Genomic DNA, 17,412 nt, shown 5'->3' on the forward strand with positions numbered 1-17,412 from the left:
GCTTATATTCTGCACAGTATAAACTGTCTGGGCGGGAAAAAGTGAAATGCGTGACCTCAGCCCTTCAATCAAGGAGAAAGGCGATGACTAAAGCGGCCATTTTGGCTAAATACCCTGGCGCGTCTCGCTGGGCGTTCGGCGACAGCCCCATGCTGGCGGACGAGCTGTTGCAACGGGTGCTTGAGGGGCAAAAAACCGCCACCTGCTGTTCTTATCTTGCATATCGGCAAGAGCAAGAGCCGATGCTCGGGGATTACAACATCGTGCTTGACGGCCGCGGCGAACCGGCCTGCGTCATCAGGATCCTGTCATTGAAGCTGATTCGCTATTGCGACGTTACGGCCGAGATGGCGGCACAGGAAGGTGAGGGGGATAAGAGCCTGGCGTTCTGGCGGCAGGGGCACCAGGATTTTTTTACGCGTGAAGGCACGTTCTCGCCCCAGATGTGGCTGGTGTTTCAACAGTTTGAGCTGGTTGACGTTTTACAGTGATGTCGACGGGGCCTCCAGGGCGTTGACCACCTGCTCACGCAACCAGCCATGGGCCGGATCCAGGTGCGAGCGTTCATGCCACACCATTACCATGTCATAGCCGGGAATTGCCAAGGGGGCCGGCCAGGTGCGCAGGTCGCCAAGCAGTTCGCCCAGCATGCGTGAAGGCAGCATCGCGACCATATCGGATCTCGCCAGCAGTGCGGGGATGAACAGGAAGTGCGGCAGCGACATCACTACACGCCGCGCTAATCCCTGCGCTTCCAACAGCGTGTCAATCAGGGTGCGAAAACCGCCGCCGTCTTGCGAAACCATCACGAACTCCAACTGACAAAACTGCTCCAGCGAAGGGGGGCTTTGCAACAACGGATGGTCACGGCGGCCTACCAGCAGGTACTCCTCGCGAAACAACTGCCGGTGGCGCAGCTCGGCGGGGGCTTCTTCCCGGGACAAAAAACCGAGGTCGATCACGCCATCCGCCAGATCGCGACTCATGTGTTTCGGCGATGCTTCGCGGATCGCCAGGCGGGATTGGGGTGCTGCCTGCCGCAGTTTGGGCAGCATCGGCAGCAGGATGGCATATTCGGCTGCGTCGGCGGCGGCCAGTTGCCAGGTCATTTCGGCCAGCAGCGGATCAAAGGGGTGTTCCGGCGCCAGCAGGCGGCCGAGGTCGGCCAGCGTCTGGCGCAGAGGCGTCAACAGGCTTAGCGCGCGCGCCGTGGGCAACATCCCTCGTGGGCCGGGCAGCAGCAGGGGATCATGGTAAATCTCGCGCAGTTTGGCCAGTTGAATGCTGACTGACGGCTGGCTCAGATTGAGGCGTGCCGCCGCCCGCGTCACGTTGCGTTCGCTGAGCAGCGCTTCCAGCGTGACCAGCAAGTTGAGATCGACCCGCTTTAAATTGTTGATAACTATTCCTCGTATTAAATCTATCAATTTCAACTATAGCGCCAATCCTCCTACCGTGGAACGGACGTCGGAAAAGCCGGCGAAACCATAACGGATGAAGGAAGAGACGATGAAACTGAGCGAGTACGTTAGCTACGACGCGCTGGGGTTGGCAGCATTGGTACAGGCGGGTGAAGTCAGTGCACAAGAGCTGCAGCAAACGGCGAGGGCAGCGGTTGAGGCGGTAAACCCGGCGATCAACGCGGTGGTGGAGCATTGGCCACAACCTCTGTGGGAGAGGCGCGGCCCGCTGTCAGGCGTTCCCTTTCTGATCAAGGATATCGCCATCAGCATGGCTGGCAAGCGTCTTGAATTGGGGAGCCGGTTGGCGCAGGGGCAGATTGCCACGGAAGACAGTTATCTGATGCGCAATATCCATCGCGCGGGGCTGGTGACCTTTGGCCGAACCACCACGCCGGAGATGGCGTTCAGCACCACCACCGAAGCGGTGCTTTACGGTGCTACGCGCAATCCCTGGAACCTTGATTTCAGCGCGGGCGGTTCCAGCGGCGGTGCTGGCGCGGCGGTTGCTGCCGGGGTCGTGCCTATGGCGCATGCCACTGATGCTGCAGGCTCTATTCGCGTGCCTGCTTCGTCCAATGGGTTGTTCGGCCTTAAACCGACGCGCGGCCGGGTATCACATGGCCCGGCGATGGATGAAGTGTTCAACGGCTTTGGCGTTCAATTGGGGCTGAGTCGCACAGTACGCGACAGTGCCGCTTTACTGGATGCGCTACAACATCCCCATCCCGGCGAACCTTATTACACGGCACCGCAGCCAGAAAGCTGGCTGTCACAGGTCATCCGCGAGCCTGGTCGGTTGCGTATTGGCATGATGACTCAGGCGTGGAATGGCGGGAAAACTGCACCGCACATCGTTCAGGCCACCAACGACACCGCAGTGCTGCTGAGCGAGCTGGGCCATCAGGTCACTGAGGCGGAGATGCCGATCGGCGTCAGCTGGCAGGAACTGGTATTCGCCAATGCGCAGATCTGGTGCGCCAATCTGGTCGGTTGGGTTGAGGGGTTGAGCCAAACCACCGGACGCGCGATTTCAACCGACATGCTGGAGCCGGAAACGCTGGCCTGTTACCGCTACGGGTTGGCCGCCAGGGCGGTGGATATGGTTGCGGCGCTTGAGGTGCGTAACCGGGTGACTCGTGCCGTGGGCGCCTATTTCCAGCAGTACGATCTGTTGTTGACCCCGACCATGCCTGACTTGCCCTGGCGGATCGGTCGCTACGGTACCGGAACTGCGGATATGAGTGGCCTGGAGTGGACCGCGCATTTATTCGATCATTCACCGTTCACGCCGGTGTTTAATGTGGCAGGCGTGCCGGCGATGTCGGTGCCGCTGGCGCATGATGCGCAGCACAATCTGCCGATAGGCATGCAATTTGTTGCCGGTTTTGGCCGCGAAGATCAACTGCTGCGGTTGGCAGGGCAGCTGGAACGGGCAGCGCCGTGGCATCAACGGCGTCCGGCTGTTTGGGCGGGAAATGCAGGGGAATAGCAGTCAAAAGGCAAAATATCCGCTATGTTGCTGAAAGGCTTTTACGGCGGGCTCTTGGCTCGCCGTCCCATTCAGGAGGAGACGATGAGCTGCATCTTTTGCGAAATGGTGGCGGGCAGAGTGCCGTGCCATAAAATTTGGGAAGACGAGAGTCATATGGCGTTCCTTTCCATTTATCCGAATACCGAGGGTTTCAGCGTAGTGATCCCCAAGGCGCACTATGAGAGCTATGCCTTTGCGTTGCCGGACGAGGTACTCAGCGAGCTGATGTTGGCGACCAAGCGGGTAGCGCAGTTGCTCGACCGGGCGTTTGACGACGTGGGCCGCTGCGGCATGGTGTTCGAAGGTTTTGGCGTCGACCATGTGCATGCCAAGCTGATCCCGATGCACGGTACCGCTGCGCTGGAACAGTGGCAGCCTATCGAATCGACCTCGGCGAAATTCTTCGACCGCTATGAGGGTTACCTTTCGTCCCACGACGCGGCGCGCGCTGACGACGAGCATCTGGCCGTGCTGGCCGCGAAGATCCGTCAGAGTGCGGTTTAAGGCACTATCTATCAACGCCGGGCCATTGATTTTCCTGCCGCTTGGCACCATGTTAGATATTCATACGCATTTTAAGGCCTGCCCGTCGTGGCGGGCCCCAACGCTAATCAGGACTGCCCTATGACAAATCCGTTGCTGACTCCGTTTTCCCTGCCGCCGTTTTCCGCCATTCGCCCAGAAGATATCGTGCCTGCGGTGCAATCCGCCTTGGACGACTGTCGCGCTGCGGTAGAGCGCGTTGTCGCGCAGCCGGGGCCATTTACCTGGGATAACCTGTGTCAGCCGCTGGCGGAGTCTGACGATCGCCTGTCGCGCATCTGGTCGCCGGTCGGCCATCTGAACTCGGTGAAAAACAGCCCGGAACTGCGTGCTGCCTATGAGCAGGCGCTGCCGTTGCTGTCTGAGTACGGCACCTGGGTAGGGCAACACGAAGGGCTATACCAGGCTTATCGTAGCCTGAAAGAAGGCGAAGCCTTCAATCAACTGACGGTACCGCAGCGCAAGTCGGTAGAAAACGCGCTGCGTGATTTCGAACTGTCGGGCATTGGCCTGTCGCCGGAAAAACAGCGTCGTTACGGCGAGATCGTCGCACGCCTTTCCGAACTGGGTTCCACTTACAGCAACAACGTGCTCGACGCCACCATGGGCTGGAGCAAGTTGATCACCGATCAAGCCGAACTGAGCGGCCTGCCGGAAAGCGCGCTGGCTCAGGCTCAGGCGATGGCGCAGGCCAAAGAGCAGGAAGGCTGGTTGCTGACGCTGGATATGCCAAGCTATCTGCCGGTGCTGACCTATGGCGATAACCGCGCGCTGCGTGAAGAAATGTATCGTGCTTTCGCTACCCGCGCCTCCGATCAGGGGCCAAATGCCGGCAAATGGGACAACAGTGAAGTGATGGCGGAAACGCTGGCGTTGCGTCACGAACTGGCCCAGTTGCTGGGCTTTGACAGCTACGCCGACAAGTCGCTGGCGACCAAAATGGCGGAAAACCCGGAACAGGTACTGGGTTTCCTGAGTGATTTGGCCAAACGCGCCCGTCCGCAGGCCGAGCAGGAACTGGCGCAGCTGCGTGCCTTTGCCAAACAGCATTACGGTGTGGATGAGCTGGAAGCCTGGGACATCACCTATTATGGCGAAAAACAAAAACAGCACCTGTTCTCGATCAGCGACGAGCAACTGCGCCCCTACTTCCCGGAACAACGTGTGGTACAAGGCCTGTTCGAAGTGGTGAAACGCATTTATGGCATCACTGCCAAAGAGCGTAAGGATGTGGATACCTGGCATCCAGAAGTGCGCTTCTTTGATCTGTTCGACGCTAACGGTGAGCTGCGCGGCAGCTTCTACCTCGACCTGTATGCCCGCGAAAACAAGCGCGGCGGGGCCTGGATGGATGACTGTGTCGGTAGCCTGCGCAAGGCCAACGGCGAGCTGCAAAAACCGGTTGCCTATCTGACCTGTAACTTCAACCGTCCGCTGGGCGACAAGCCGGCGCTGTTCACCCATAACGAAGTGACCACGCTGTTCCACGAGTTCGGCCACGGTCTGCACCATATGCTGACCCAAATCGACACCGCCGGTGTTTCCGGTATTAGCGGTGTGCCATGGGATGCGGTCGAACTGCCGAGCCAGTTTATGGAAAACTGGTGCTGGGAGCCGGAAGCGCTGGCGTTTATCTCCGGCCATTATCAAAGCGGTGAGCCGCTGCCGAAGGAGATGCTGGACAAGTTGCTGGCCGCCAAAAACTACCAGGCTGCGCTGTTCATCCTGCGTCAGTTGGAGTTTGGCCTGTTCGACTTCCGCATGCACGCCGAATACAGCCCTGAGAAAGGTGCGCAGATCCTGCCGACGTTGGCAGAAGTGAAAAAAATGGTGGCGGTTGTGCCTTCTCCAAGCTGGGGCCGTTTCCCGCACGCTTTCAGCCACATCTTTGCCGGCGGTTACGCGGCGGGTTACTACAGCTACCTGTGGGCAGAAGTGTTGTCGGCAGATGCCTATTCGCGCTTTGAAGAAGAGGGGATTTTCAACGCCGAAACCGGTAAATCCTTCCTCGACAACATCCTGTCGCGTGGCGGTTCCGAAGAGCCGATGGAACTGTTCAAACGCTTCCGTGGCCGTGAGCCGCAGCTGGATGCTATGCTGCGCCATTACGGCATTAAAGGATAACCCCACCGGTGAGCGTGTGTTTATTGTGTGAAGAAGGCGCCGATCCCGGCGCCTTGTCTATTCTGGCGGAACGCTGGCAGTTGGTTTCGGACGACGACGCGACGATGGCGCTGGTGCTGACGCCGGAACGTCTGGAGTTGCGTAAGCGTGACGAACCCAAGCTGGGGGCGATCTACGTCGATTTCATTTCCGGCACTATGGCGCACCGACGCCGCTTTGGCGGCGGGCGTGGCGAAGCGGTGGCGAAAGCGGTCGGCATCAAGGGCAGCTATCGGCCAAACGTGGTAGACGCTACGGCAGGGCTGGGGCGCGATGCCTTTGTGCTGGCCTCGCTGGGCTGCCGGGTGAGGATGCTGGAGCGTAATCCGGTGGTGGCTGCCTTGCTGGACGATGGACTGCAACGCGGCTATCAGGATGCGGAAATCGGCCCATGGCTGCGCGAGCGCATGACTCTGCTGCACGCCTCCAGTCTGACGGCGTTAGCCGAGCTCGACTCACCCCCCGAGGTGGTGTACCTGGATCCCATGTACCCACACAAGCAGAAAAGCGCGCTGGTGAAGAAAGAGATGCGGGTGTTCCAGTCGCTGGTGGGCAGCGACGACGATGCCGATGGTCTGCTGGAGCCGGCACGCCGTCTGGCGACCAAGCGCGTGGTGGTTAAACGGCCGGATTATGCTCCACCATTGGCTAACGTGCCCGCGCATGCGGCCTCGACCACCAAAAGTCACCGTTTCGATATTTATATGCCCTATCCCCTTCATACTTGAGGCTGTATCTGTGTTGGCTGCATTACTCGGCCCGTCCATGGGCCTCGCCCCGTAACGGGGCCAACGCAAACGTTGTTCAAATCTGTTCCCGACAGATTTGTTGTGCGCCCCAGTCACTTACTTGAGTAAGCTCCTGGGGACTGACAAACTTGCCGCCTTGATACAACGCCAATTATTTAGGGCATAGAGGGCGAAATAGGGAGGTATTCATTGATCCACCTCCCAATTTTATTTTTTACCTTGCAAAGATACTGGCAAGCTTGTGTTCCAGATCGCATGATTCCTGTTCGTTCCCCTCCCTATAATTAGATGATAATGAAGAAGACACTCCTTGCTGTTTTGCTTTGCCTGGGTACCTCTGCAATGGCTTCTGAACCAGTCAATATCACCATCCTCGGCACGTCCGATCTGCACGGTACCTTTGTGCCCTGGGATTATTCGACCGACACCGAAAACCTGGCCGGCAGCCTGAGCCAAATCGCCACTCAGGTGCAACAGGTACGGGCGAAGCAGCCCAACGTGATCCTGGTCGATGCCGGCGACACCATCCAGGGCAACTTTGTCGAGACTTTTAAAAACGACAAAACCAGCCCGATGATCCTCGGGTTTAACGCGCTGGACTATGACGTCTGGGTGATGGGTAACCATGAATTCGATTTCGGCCTCAAACCGCTTTCCACCTCACTGAACCAGTTCAAGGGCACGGCATTGGCCGGCAATATTCTGTGGGAGAGCGGCAAACCCTACCTGCCGGCGTATAAAATCATTGAACGTCAGGGAGTGAAAATCGGCATTATTGGCATGGATACGCCGATGACCGCAGAGTTTGCCAAAGGCACCGACCGGGTGAAAGGGCTGAACTTTACCGATCCGGTGCAGGCGGTGAAGCAGGTCATTCAGCAAATTCAGGGTGAAGTGGACGCTATCGTGCTGGTGGCGCACATGGGCATCGACAACGAGAACCAGCGCCCTGGTACCGGCGTTGGCGATATCGCTCGTGCGAACCCGGAACTGGCGGCGATTGTCGCCGGGCACATGCACGTCAAAGTCGATAAAGAAGTGATTAACGGCGTGATCGTTACCGAACCGGACAAATATGGCCGTGCGCTGTCGCGCATCGATTTGCAGTTTGAGCAGCATAACGGCAAGTACGTGCTGATCAACAAAGACAGCTATACCTACCCAATCAAAGGCATCGCGTCGGATAAAAAGCTGGAAGAGATTTATCAGCCTTATCACAAGATTTTGCGCGCCAACGCCAACCGGCCGATTGCCCAGCTCAGCGGCCAGGATCTGGTGCCGCCGGATGCCGTGAAGGGGATCCCGCAGGTACACGTGCAGGATACCGGCATCAGCAAACTGTATCAGGAAGCCAGCCGTTACTATGCGCCACAGGCGCAGGTGATCGCGCTGCAGATTGATAATGACCGGCCGAAATTAAACGTCGGTACCATTACGGCCAAAGATATCGCCTTCAATTATCAATATGCCGGCGGCGAGATCACCGTGTACCAACTCAGTGGCAAAGAGCTGAAGAAGTACATGGAATGGTCGGCGGGCTACTTCAATCAGCTGCAGGACGGCGATGTCACCTACAGCTTCAACCCGCAGCGCCGCGCGTCCAAGTATTCCACCAATGATTTCTTCGATGGCGTGACCTATAAAATCGACCTGCGCCAACCGGTCGGGCAGCGCATCCGTGATTTGCGCATGGCCGACGGCACGCCGGTGACTGACAGCACGCCGATCCGTCTGGGCATGAACAGCTATCGCATGGGGCACCTGACGCAAAAAGGCGGCGCACTGGAAGGCATGCAGTTCCCGGTATTGTCGGACAGCAAGGCTGAATATGGCGAAGAGGCCGGAACCATCCGCAACCTGACTATCCGTTATCTGACCGAAGTGAAAAAAGGCCAGTATCAGGGACAGGCGGTGCAGCGCTGGCAGTTGGTTGGGTTGGAAGGCTACGAACGTGAGCGTAAAATCGTCGAAAAACTGCTGAACGACGGCAAAATCAGCGTACCTACCAGTGAAGATGGGCGTTACGGCAATGTCGCGTCGTTCAACGTGAAGCCACTGCTGATCGGCGAGCCGAAGGCCCGTCAGCAGCAACAGGCGGCATTGAAGGCAGAATTGGCCGCCGCCAGCGATCCGGTGGCGAAAAAACGCCTGAGCGATCGGTTAGTGATTCTCGAGGCGATTAACAAAGCCTGATAGAGATAATGGGCTCGGCGTAGGTATGCTGAGCCCTACCAACACCCGTGGATTATTTCCCCTGCAGCAAGCGCTTGCCGACGTCACCGCCTGGGTGTACCGCCAGCAACGTTTCTTTATCGTAGCCACTGCGTTCCATCAGGCAGGCACAGGCCGCGTCGAAGATTGCCAATACCAGCACGATAGACGTCGTTGCCAGCATATTCAGTGGATCTATCTCATTTTCTACCCCGGTGCGGATCACCAACCGTGCCGCTTTGGCGATCGCCGAATCCGGATTTTCCGTCACGCCGATCAGCGGCACACCCTTGGCCTGCAGCGTTGGCAGCAGGCGGGTCAATTCGTCGGAATTGCCACCGCGCGAAATCAGAATCATCAAATCATCGCTGCGCAAAAAGCCCAGATCGCCGTGTGCTGCATCGGTGGCGTTCAGGTAGATGGCTGGCCGTTCCACGCAGGCCAGCATATGGGCTATCTTGCGTGCTGCGATGCCGGAAGTCCCGACGCCGGTGACCACGATTTTCCCCCGGCACTCGGCCAATGCCGTCAGCAACCGTTGCCAGCTTTGTGCGTCGATGCGCTGGCTCAGCTGTGCCAGTTCCCGGCTGTAGATTGCCCAGGCTTCAGTGGCCCGCTGCCATTCCTGCTGCATCAGGCTTCCTCCTGCATCAGTTGGCGGTATTTCATGTGGTCGTTATACAGCTCATGGAACACGCGGTATTTACGGTCGTAATAGCGTTTGATTTTGTTGGTCTGTGGCGTCACGGTTTTACCGATGCGACTCATGGCGCTCATGGCTTCCGGCAGCGTGTCGTATACCCCGGCTGCCACCGTGCCCATCATCGCTCCCCCCAACAGCATTGCCTCGCTCTCTTCCGGTAACAGCATGGCGCAGCCGGTGGCATTGGCATGTTCCTGCACGAAAATCGGGTTTTTAGTACCGCCGCCGCTGGCCATGATGGTGTCGATGCTGTAGCCACTTTGGTTCATGGTTTCAATAATATGGCGGGTACCCAGCGCAATCGCCTGGATGGTCGCCAGATAATGCAAGGCCATATCTTCCGGGGTACGCGACAGCTTCAGCCCGGTCAGAGTACCGGTCAGCGTCGGGTTGGCACGTGGTGAACGGTTGCCGTGGAAATACGGCAGCATATGAATATCCTGGGTGAGGAAGGCAATCTCCTCCGGCTCACCTGCCATGCGGCGCAGCAGGGCATTCAGCACTTCATAAATCGTCTGTCCCTGGGTTTTTGCCTGTGCCAGCAGCTCCGGGTAACAAGGATGCGACTGGATCACGTGGTCAATCAGCGCACCGGTGGCGGACTGGCCGCCCTCGTTCAGCCAGTATTCCGGCAGGATCGCCGAGTAATATGGCCCCCATACGCCGCCAATAAAACGCGCGGTACGGGACATCGCCATATGGCCGGTGGAAGTACCGCCAATCAGCGCAACGCGGCGGTTAAAATCTGCCACTTCACCGGAAACCCCGGTAGCGCCAAGCGTGCCGAGCGTCCCGGCGTGGGCGTCAATGATCGAGACGCTGACCGCCGTGCCGGCAATCAGGCCCATTTCACTGGCGGCACGCTGGGTGAGGCCGTGGCCGAGCGGTTCGCCCATCATTTTGACGTCGCTGCCGATCTTGGCGGCATCGTGCTCCAGCACGTCTTCCAATCCAATCTGTTTGAAATAGCTTTTGTCCCAGCGCTGTTCATGGCCGAGATAGGTCCATTTGCACACCGTCGAACACAGTGAACGGGTGGCGTCCTGGGTGGCCCGCCAGGTGAGGAAGTCCGGCAGGTCAAACAGGTAACCGGCATTGGCCCAGGTGGTCGGCATATGCTGTTTCAACCACAGCATTTTGGGGGTCTGCATTTCCGGCGAAATGATGCCGCCGACGAAATCCAGCACCCGGTGTTTGGTGGCGTTGATGCGTTCGGCCTGGGTGATGGCCCGGTGATCCATCCACACGATGATGTTCTGCTCGGTGCGGCCGGACGGGCTGACGGTCAGCGGTTGGCCCTCTTTGTCCAACACCACCAGAGAACAGGTGGCGTCAAAACCCAGTCCTTTAACCTGAATCGGGTTGATGTCGGCCTGGTTGACCGCATCGCGCACCGCGTTGCACACCGCCTGCCAGATATTGTCCGAAGACTGCTCAACGAAGTCCGCTTTCGGACGATACAGGTCGATGGTTCGGCTGGCCTGCCCGACCATGTGACCGTTGAGATCGAATACCCCTGCGCGCGCACTTCCGGTGCCTACATCTACGCCAATAAAATAGCTCGCCATTGTTTTTCTCCAGTCAGGCTTTTCGATTCTGTAATGCGATAAACAGGATCAGCACACCGCCCCACAGGGCCATGGTCAGATAGCTGCTGACGCCCAGCAGGTTGAGGCCGCTTTCCAGCATTTGCAGCACTATCAGCGCCAGCACCAGACCCAGCACCCGGCCAAACCCACCGTCCGGGTTAATGCCGCCCAGCACCGAGGCCAAAATGGTCACCAGCAGATAGGATTCGCCGTAACCGGCCTTGGCCGAGTTGAATTTGGCCATCATCAGCAGCGCCGCACCCCAGCCGAGCAGGGCGGATAAAATATAGACCGCAATCTGTACCCGGGCGGTGTTTACGCCGCTAAAACGGGTGGCTTGTTCGTTGGAGCCAATCAGATACAGGCTGCGCCCGAGCGTGGTGTGCTCCAGCAATAGCCACAGGCCAACGGATACCAGCAGGAACAGCAGTAGCGCCACCGGAATGCCGAGCAGACTACCGTTGCCGAGATACTGAATCGCCGCCGGGAAGCCGGAGATCACCGCGCCGTTGGACAGCAGAATATTCAGGCCGGTGATCAGCGTCATGGTGCCGAGCGAAGCGAGGATGGGCGAAACGCCAATCCAGGCGACCAACACGCCGTTAAGCGCGCCAATGGCGACGGCGACCAGCAGCCCGGCCAGCAGTGCCAGCGCCAGAAACAGCGGTTGGTCCGGGTGGCTGACGATAATCGCTGCCATCACCAGCGAGCAGGCGTTGGCACCGGCGATAATCGACAGATTGATGCCGCCGGTCAGCATGGTAATGCCCATACCGAGCGCCAGCATGCCGAGGATCGGAAGCTGCGAGGCGATCGACTGGAAATTGCCGAGGCTGAAGAAGCGCGATCCGAGCAGCCCGGCGAACAGCAGCGCCACGGCGATAATGATCGCGCTCTGCAGGCGGATGATCCGATCGTTGGGGATCAGACGGGTTAACTGGATCATGTCATAGCTCCTTGGCCAGCTTGCGTTTTTCATTCCAGGCGGTGCTGCTGATGCTGATCAAAATGATCGCGCCGCTGAACACCTGGTGCCAATAGGCCGACACGCTGAGCAGCGTCAGGCCGTTTTGCAGGAAGGCCAACAGCACCACGCCCAGCAGCGTGCCGGTCAAGGAGCCGCGCCCACCGGTCATGCTGGTGCCGCCCAGCACCACCGCAGCCAGCACCGTTAGCTCAAAACCGAGCAGGGAGTTGGGGGCTACCGACTGGGTTATCTGCGCCTGCACCACCGCGGCGATACCCGCCAGAATGCCCATGTAGCCGTAAACGTAGAAGTGCAGCCGCAGCAGGTTCAGCCCCAGGCGCGACGCCGCATCGCGGTTGCCGCCCATGGCGAAAATTTGGCGGCCGAGGCGGGTAAAGTTCATCAGCACACCGGTGACGATAATCACCGCCAGCAGGCACAGCAGCGGCAGCGTCAGGCCGTAGTCATAACCGTCGGCCCCCTGGAACGAGAACCAGCTGATGCCATCCATAAACCAGTCGGGGAAACCGTACAGCCAGGTGCCGTTGGTGGCGTAAACCAGTAAGCCGTAGAACAGGTTCAGCGTGGCGATGGTGATGATGATCGCCGGCACCTTCAGCCAGTAGACCAGAAAACCGTTCACCAGCCCGAGCAGCAGGCCGACGCCCATTGCCAGTGCGAACGCCAGCGGGAAGCCGCCGCCGTGTTGAATGACCCAACTGGCCATCACGTACTGCGCGATGGCGGTGATCGCCGGGAATGAAATATCGATGCCGCCGGCAATCAGCACCACGAACAGGCCACAGGCGAGAATGCCGAGAATGGCGTAGCTGGTGGCGACATCCGTCAGGTTACCCAGCGTCAGAAACTCGCTGGTGCTGACGCTCAGGCCTATTGCCAGCAACAACACCAGCAGGCCCAGGTAAAACTCGTGCCGGCCGGCCAGGCGGGCCAATAATGACTTATCCATTCACCACCTCGGCGATCTGTTGTTCGGTGCTGTGGTGCGGCGAAAACTCGGCGATCAGCTCGCCCTTGCGCATCACCATCACCCGATGGCTGTTGTAATAGGCTTCCGGGATTTCGTCGCAGATCATCAGCACCGCCATGCCGAGCGCGGCCAGATCTTTGGCGATCTGGTAGATCCCCACTTTGTTGGCGATGTCCACTCCGACGGTAGGCGAATCAAGGATCAGGATCTTCGGCTGCGTTGCCACCCACTTGGCGATGGCGATCCGTTGCGCATTGCCGCCCGACAGGATTTTTACCGGCAGCGCGCTGTCGGAAACCTTGATGTTCAGATCGCGAATTAGCCGGTTAACCAGCTCGGTCGCTTTGGCATGGTCCAGCAGCCCGAGCGGGGTGTGAAGTTGATCGAAGACAGTGACGATGGTGTTGTCGTAGATCGACTGCTCCATGATCAGCCCTTGCGTAAGACGATCCTCCGACACATAGCCGATACCCTGGCGCACCGCTTCACGGTTGTTGTGCAGTTGGACCGGATGGCCGTCGATACGAATTTCTCCGCTGTCGGGACGGGTCATGCCGAACAGGCTGAGGCACAGCTCGGTACGGCCCGCGCCGAGCAGCCCGACGATCGAGACGATCTCGCCACCGTGCAGTGAAAGATTGATGTCCTGGTATTTTCCGCGCCGGCTGAGATTGCGAACCTCGAGCAGCGGTGCGCTATCGGTGGACGCCAGCGCCGGCAGTTGGCTGTAATGGAAGCGTTGGCCGGTCATCAGGAACGCCAGCTCATGGCTGTCCAACTGGCTGGCGGGATAAGTGCCGACCAGCTTGCCGTCGCGCATCACGCTGATGCGGTCGGCGACCTCCATCACTTCATCCAGTCGGTGGCTGACGAACACCACGCAGATGCCCGCCGCTTTCAGTTCGTTGACCACCCGCAGCAGGCCGTCGACCTCTTGCCGCGTCAGAGAAGCGGTTGGCTCATCCATGATCACCAGCCGTGCGTCGGCGGCAATGGCGCGGCATATGGCCACCAGTTGGCGATCGGCAATCGACAGTTTTTCGACTTTCTTGTCGGGATCGATATGCACGCCGACGCGCGCCATGGCATCCAGCGCCATCTGGCGCATCACCTGCTTGCGCACCCAGAAATGGCCGCCGGGCAGGTAGCGGTGAATGGCGATATTTTCCGCCACGGTCAGGTTGGGGAATAACGACAGATCCTGATAAATTACCTGAATACCGTAATAGCCGGACAGCTGCGGCGTCAGAGAATGAAAAAGTTTACCCTCAAGCGAAATATTGGCGCCTTTTTCCGGCTGATAAACGCCGGAAATAATTTTAATGATGGTGCTTTTTCCGCAGCCATTTTGCCCGGCCAGGCAATGCACTTCGCCAATATTTAGCGTCAGGTTGATCTGGTCCAAGGCCAGCACGCCTGGGAATCTCTTACTGATATTTTCCAGGGTGATAAATGCGGTGGATGTGGTCATAGCGTTAACCTGTGCAGGTTTTTATTATGGTAGTGACTGAAACTCGGGGCGCACTATATTGCGCCCTTCGTTGTTTCATGACTTTCCCGGTGTGGCGTAATATTACTGAAAATTAAAATCCTAGCGATTTGGCATTATCTTTGGTGACTTCAAGAATTTTATTAAACCGAATCACTTTTTTATCCATGTCGACGTCGGCTTTACCCAAACCTTCGATCGACAAATCTTTGGTCACTTCTTTGCCCTGCAAGAGTTGATCGGCCACCGTGACCAGGGCATAACCGGCGTCTTTCGGGTCCCACAACAGGGCTTTCTTGATGTCACCGCGTGCCAGGTAAGGCGCGGCCTGTGCCGGCATGGCAATACCGACTACGGCGATCTTGTCCTTGGCGCGCTTCTTGGCGACTGCCTGGCCGGCACCGATCGGGCCGAGGGAGCCGAAGCCGATAATGCCTTTCATCTGCGGATAGGTTTTCATCAAATCCAGCGTGGTGGCGTAGGACTTATCGATGCTTTCCGCTACCGGCAGGCGCGAAGTGACTTCGAACATGTCCGGGTATTTGGCTTTCTGGTACTTGATGGCGGAATCCGCCCAGGCGTTGTGCAACGGCACGGTCAGCGAGCCGACATAAATGGCATAGCCGCCTTTGCCGCCCATGTCTTTCGCCAGCTCATCGACGTTGGCCTGCGCATACTTCTCGCTGTCGATGGTTTCAATGTCCCACTGGCCAATCTGCTGGTCCGGGGATTCATGCGTCAGCACCACGATGCCTTTCTCGCGCGCCTTTTTCAGCACCGGCTCCAGCACCTTGGCGTCGTTAGGCACCACGATGATGGCGTTGACGTTTTTGGCGATCAGGTCTTCAATCACTTTCACCTGTGCGGCCGGGTCTGGGGTGGACGGCCCGGTCTGGTAGGCATTGACGTCGAGCTTTTTGGCCGCGTCGTTAACGCCGACTTCCATACGGTTGAACCAGGGAATGCCGGTCACTTTGGCAACCACGGCAATCTCGTACTTTTCAGCAGCAAAGGCAGGTGTTGTCGATAACATGCACGCAGAAACCACACATGCATTTAATAATGCGAGGTTAAATTTCATTCGCTGTACCTTTTTTATCTGTAGGGGTGGCTGTTTTTCCACCTGAGCAGATTACAAAGGAATGGAAGAGGGGACGTAACGAGAGTTGGGAAATTGTGATCTGTGCACATTGGAGTAAAAATATGACGGTTTTAATGTTAATTAATTGTTGAATAATTCAGTGGTGGTAATTTTACCACAGAAAATAATCATAAAATTAACAATAAAAACCATAATGATTTACATATTTAAAACAAATGAGGCGGGGCAATCGGGTTTTGCAGGGGTAAAAATGCCGGACTGAGCGCCGGCATTGAAGCATTTTAGCAATGTGTGAACAAGATCACCTTATGAACCTGTTACAACACGCCCTGCGCCAGCATGGCGTCGGCTACCTTGACGAATCCGGCGATATTGGCGCCGTGTACGTAGTGGGTTTGCTTACCCTCGCCGCCGTATTCCACGCAGGCGTGATGAATATCCGCCATGATATGTTGTAAACGTACATCCACTTTCTCGGCGCGCCAGCCGATGCGCGCGGCGTTCTGCGCCATCTCCAGCCCGGAGGTAGCAACCCCACCGGCGTTGGCCGCCTTGCCCGGCGCAAACAGCACCCCGGCGTCCAGGAATGCATCGGTCGCCTGAATGGTGGTCGGCATATTTGCGCCTTCCGCCACAGCTTTAACCCCGTTGCGGATCAGTGTCTGTGCGGCAGCCAAATCCAGCTCGTTTTGGGTGGCGCACGGCAGGGCGATATCCACCGGCACGTTCCAGGGCTGCTGGCCGGCCAGATAGGTCAGGCCACGTTCGCGGGCATAATCTTCCACTCGACCATAGCGCTGATTCTTGATCTCCACCAAATGGGCCAGTTTTTCGGTGGTAAAGCCGGCTTCATCGACCAGAGTACCGCCAGAGTCTGATACGGTGATCACGCGCGCATCCAGCTCCAGTGCCTTCTCAATGGTGTATTGAGCCACGTTACCTGAACCAGAAACCGCAACCCGCATGCCTTCAAAACCCAGCCCGTGACGTTGCAGCATGGCATCGGTGAAATAGACCAGCCCATAGCCGGTGGCCTCTGGACGGATCAGGCTGCCGCCGAATGACAGCCCCTTGCCGGTGAACACGCAGGCGGTGTTGTTGGACAGCTTTTTCATCATGCCGCTCATAAAGCCGACCTCACGACCGCCAACGCCGATATCGCCAGCGGGCACGTCGGTATCCGGCCCGAGGTGACGGTACAGTTCAGTCATCAGCGCCTGGCAGAAACGCATGATCTCCGCCTGGCTTTTCCCCTTGGGATCAAAGTCCGAACCGCCTTTTCCGCCGCCCATCGGCAGGGTGGTCAGGGCGTTTTTAAACGTCTGTTCGAAGCCGAGGAACTTCAGAATCGACAAATTGACCGAAGGATGAAAGCGCATGCCGCCTTTATAAGGCCCGATGGCGGAGTTGAACTGCACGCGCCAGGCGCGGTTGACCTGCACCTGGCCGCGATCGTCGACCCAACTGACGCGGAACTGGATGGTACGCTCGGGCTCTACCAAACGCTCCAGAAGCGCATATTCGCGATAGCGCGGATTACGCTCGATAAAAGGCCACAGCGAAGTGAAGACTTCCCTGACCGCCTGTAAAAATTCCGGCTGGTGGGGATTATGTTGTTGAAGCGAGGACAAGAAAGACTCTACCGATACGGTATTTTCCATGGATAACTCCTTTATACCCGTTTCCTTTCAAGCTGCAGCGTTGTTGCCCGGCTACAGCCCGAAATTCATAGGGTAATACTATTAATTTCCCCCATTATTTTTATAAATATTGGTATGGATAAAACCTGGGGGAGGATGTTGTGTCTTTAGCGACTATATCACTGGAGGGCGGTTGATTATCAAGCGATTATTGATGTCGGCGGAATGAAAAACGCCCGCAATCGCGGGCGTTGGGCAAGTCTGTTTAGCG

At 57.7% G+C, this 17,412-nt stretch carries 14 protein-coding genes; 6 read left to right on the forward strand and 8 right to left on the reverse strand.

Annotated features, from left to right (window positions below; genetic code table 11):
* Positions 1-83: 83 nt before the first annotated feature.
* The gene (locus AC1RKC_RS20985) at positions 84-491 is read left to right on the forward strand and encodes an ASCH domain-containing protein (RefSeq protein ID WP_493092710.1); all 408 of its coding nucleotides are present in this window, start codon (positions 84-86) and stop codon (positions 489-491) included.
* Here the strand turns inward: AC1RKC_RS20985 and AC1RKC_RS20990 are convergent.
* Entirely contained in the window at positions 483-1,400 is a 918-nt protein-coding gene (locus tag AC1RKC_RS20990) for a LysR family transcriptional regulator (RefSeq protein ID WP_041415740.1), read from the reverse strand. The two genes, AC1RKC_RS20985 and AC1RKC_RS20990, sit on opposite strands and share 9 nt — an antisense overlap.
* 109 nt (positions 1,401-1,509) lie before the next feature.
* Here AC1RKC_RS20990 and AC1RKC_RS20995 point away from each other — a divergent pair, with 109 nt between their 5' ends.
* The 5 genes from AC1RKC_RS20995 (at position 1,510) to AC1RKC_RS21015 (ending at position 8,642) form a co-directional block, all read left to right on the forward strand.
* Complete coding sequence (locus AC1RKC_RS20995; RefSeq protein WP_493092711.1) at positions 1,510-2,952, forward strand: amidase; 1,443 nt, start codon at positions 1,510-1,512, stop codon at positions 2,950-2,952.
* A gap of 84 nt (positions 2,953-3,036) precedes the next feature.
* The gene (locus AC1RKC_RS21000; RefSeq protein WP_046374935.1) at positions 3,037-3,498 is read left to right on the forward strand and encodes an HIT family protein; all 462 of its coding nucleotides are present in this window, start codon (positions 3,037-3,039) and stop codon (positions 3,496-3,498) included.
* 120 nt (positions 3,499-3,618) lie between these two features.
* The gene (gene prlC / locus AC1RKC_RS21005; RefSeq protein WP_046374936.1) at positions 3,619-5,661 is read left to right on the forward strand and encodes an oligopeptidase A; all 2,043 of its coding nucleotides are present in this window, start codon (positions 3,619-3,621) and stop codon (positions 5,659-5,661) included.
* Positions 5,662-5,669: 8 nt separating this feature from the next.
* Complete coding sequence (gene rsmJ / locus AC1RKC_RS21010) at positions 5,670-6,428, forward strand: 16S rRNA (guanine(1516)-N(2))-methyltransferase RsmJ (protein WP_046374937.1); 759 nt, start codon at positions 5,670-5,672, stop codon at positions 6,426-6,428.
* 315 nt (positions 6,429-6,743) lie between these two features.
* The gene (locus AC1RKC_RS21015; protein WP_262259545.1) at positions 6,744-8,642 is read left to right on the forward strand and encodes a bifunctional metallophosphatase/5'-nucleotidase; all 1,899 of its coding nucleotides are present in this window, start codon (positions 6,744-6,746) and stop codon (positions 8,640-8,642) included.
* Positions 8,643-8,694: 52 nt separating this feature from the next.
* Here the strand turns inward: AC1RKC_RS21015 and AC1RKC_RS21020 are convergent, their stop codons facing one another.
* From AC1RKC_RS21020 to gdhA, 7 genes are all read right to left on the reverse strand, one after another.
* Positions 8,695-9,294 carry a KpsF/GutQ family sugar-phosphate isomerase gene (locus tag AC1RKC_RS21020; protein WP_020837445.1) on the reverse strand — a complete coding sequence of 200 codons (600 nt, stop codon included), beginning with the start codon at positions 9,292-9,294 and terminating at the stop codon, positions 8,695-8,697.
* A complete protein-coding gene (locus tag AC1RKC_RS21025; RefSeq protein ID WP_020837444.1) occupies positions 9,294-10,931 on the reverse strand; it encodes an FGGY-family carbohydrate kinase in 1,638 nt (545 codons plus the stop codon). Before AC1RKC_RS21025 ends, AC1RKC_RS21020 begins: the two co-directional genes overlap by 1 nt.
* Before the next feature lie 13 nt (positions 10,932-10,944).
* Positions 10,945-11,898 carry an ABC transporter permease gene (locus tag AC1RKC_RS21030; RefSeq protein ID WP_020837442.1) on the reverse strand — a complete coding sequence of 318 codons (954 nt, stop codon included), beginning with the start codon at positions 11,896-11,898 and terminating at the stop codon, positions 10,945-10,947.
* 1 nt (position 11,899) lies between these two features.
* Complete coding sequence (locus AC1RKC_RS21035; RefSeq protein ID WP_046374939.1) at positions 11,900-12,889, reverse strand: ABC transporter permease; 990 nt, start codon at positions 12,887-12,889, stop codon at positions 11,900-11,902.
* Positions 12,882-14,381: a sugar ABC transporter ATP-binding protein gene (locus tag AC1RKC_RS21040; protein WP_493092712.1), complete on the reverse strand. Its 1,500-nt coding sequence runs from the start codon at positions 14,379-14,381 to the stop codon at positions 12,882-12,884. Before AC1RKC_RS21040 ends, AC1RKC_RS21035 begins: the two co-directional genes overlap by 8 nt.
* A gap of 112 nt (positions 14,382-14,493) precedes the next feature.
* Positions 14,494-15,480 (reverse strand): autoinducer 2 ABC transporter substrate-binding protein, encoded by a 987-nt coding sequence (locus AC1RKC_RS21045; RefSeq protein WP_020837439.1) that lies wholly within the window; start codon positions 15,478-15,480, stop codon positions 14,494-14,496.
* 338 nt (positions 15,481-15,818) lie between these two features.
* Positions 15,819-17,162 carry an NADP-specific glutamate dehydrogenase gene (gene gdhA, locus AC1RKC_RS21050; RefSeq protein ID WP_020837438.1) on the reverse strand — a complete coding sequence of 448 codons (1,344 nt, stop codon included), beginning with the start codon at positions 17,160-17,162 and terminating at the stop codon, positions 15,819-15,821.
* Positions 17,163-17,412: the final 250 nt, after the last annotated feature.

The organism is Serratia sp. GW822-FHT06E05 (genome assembly GCF_058799445.1).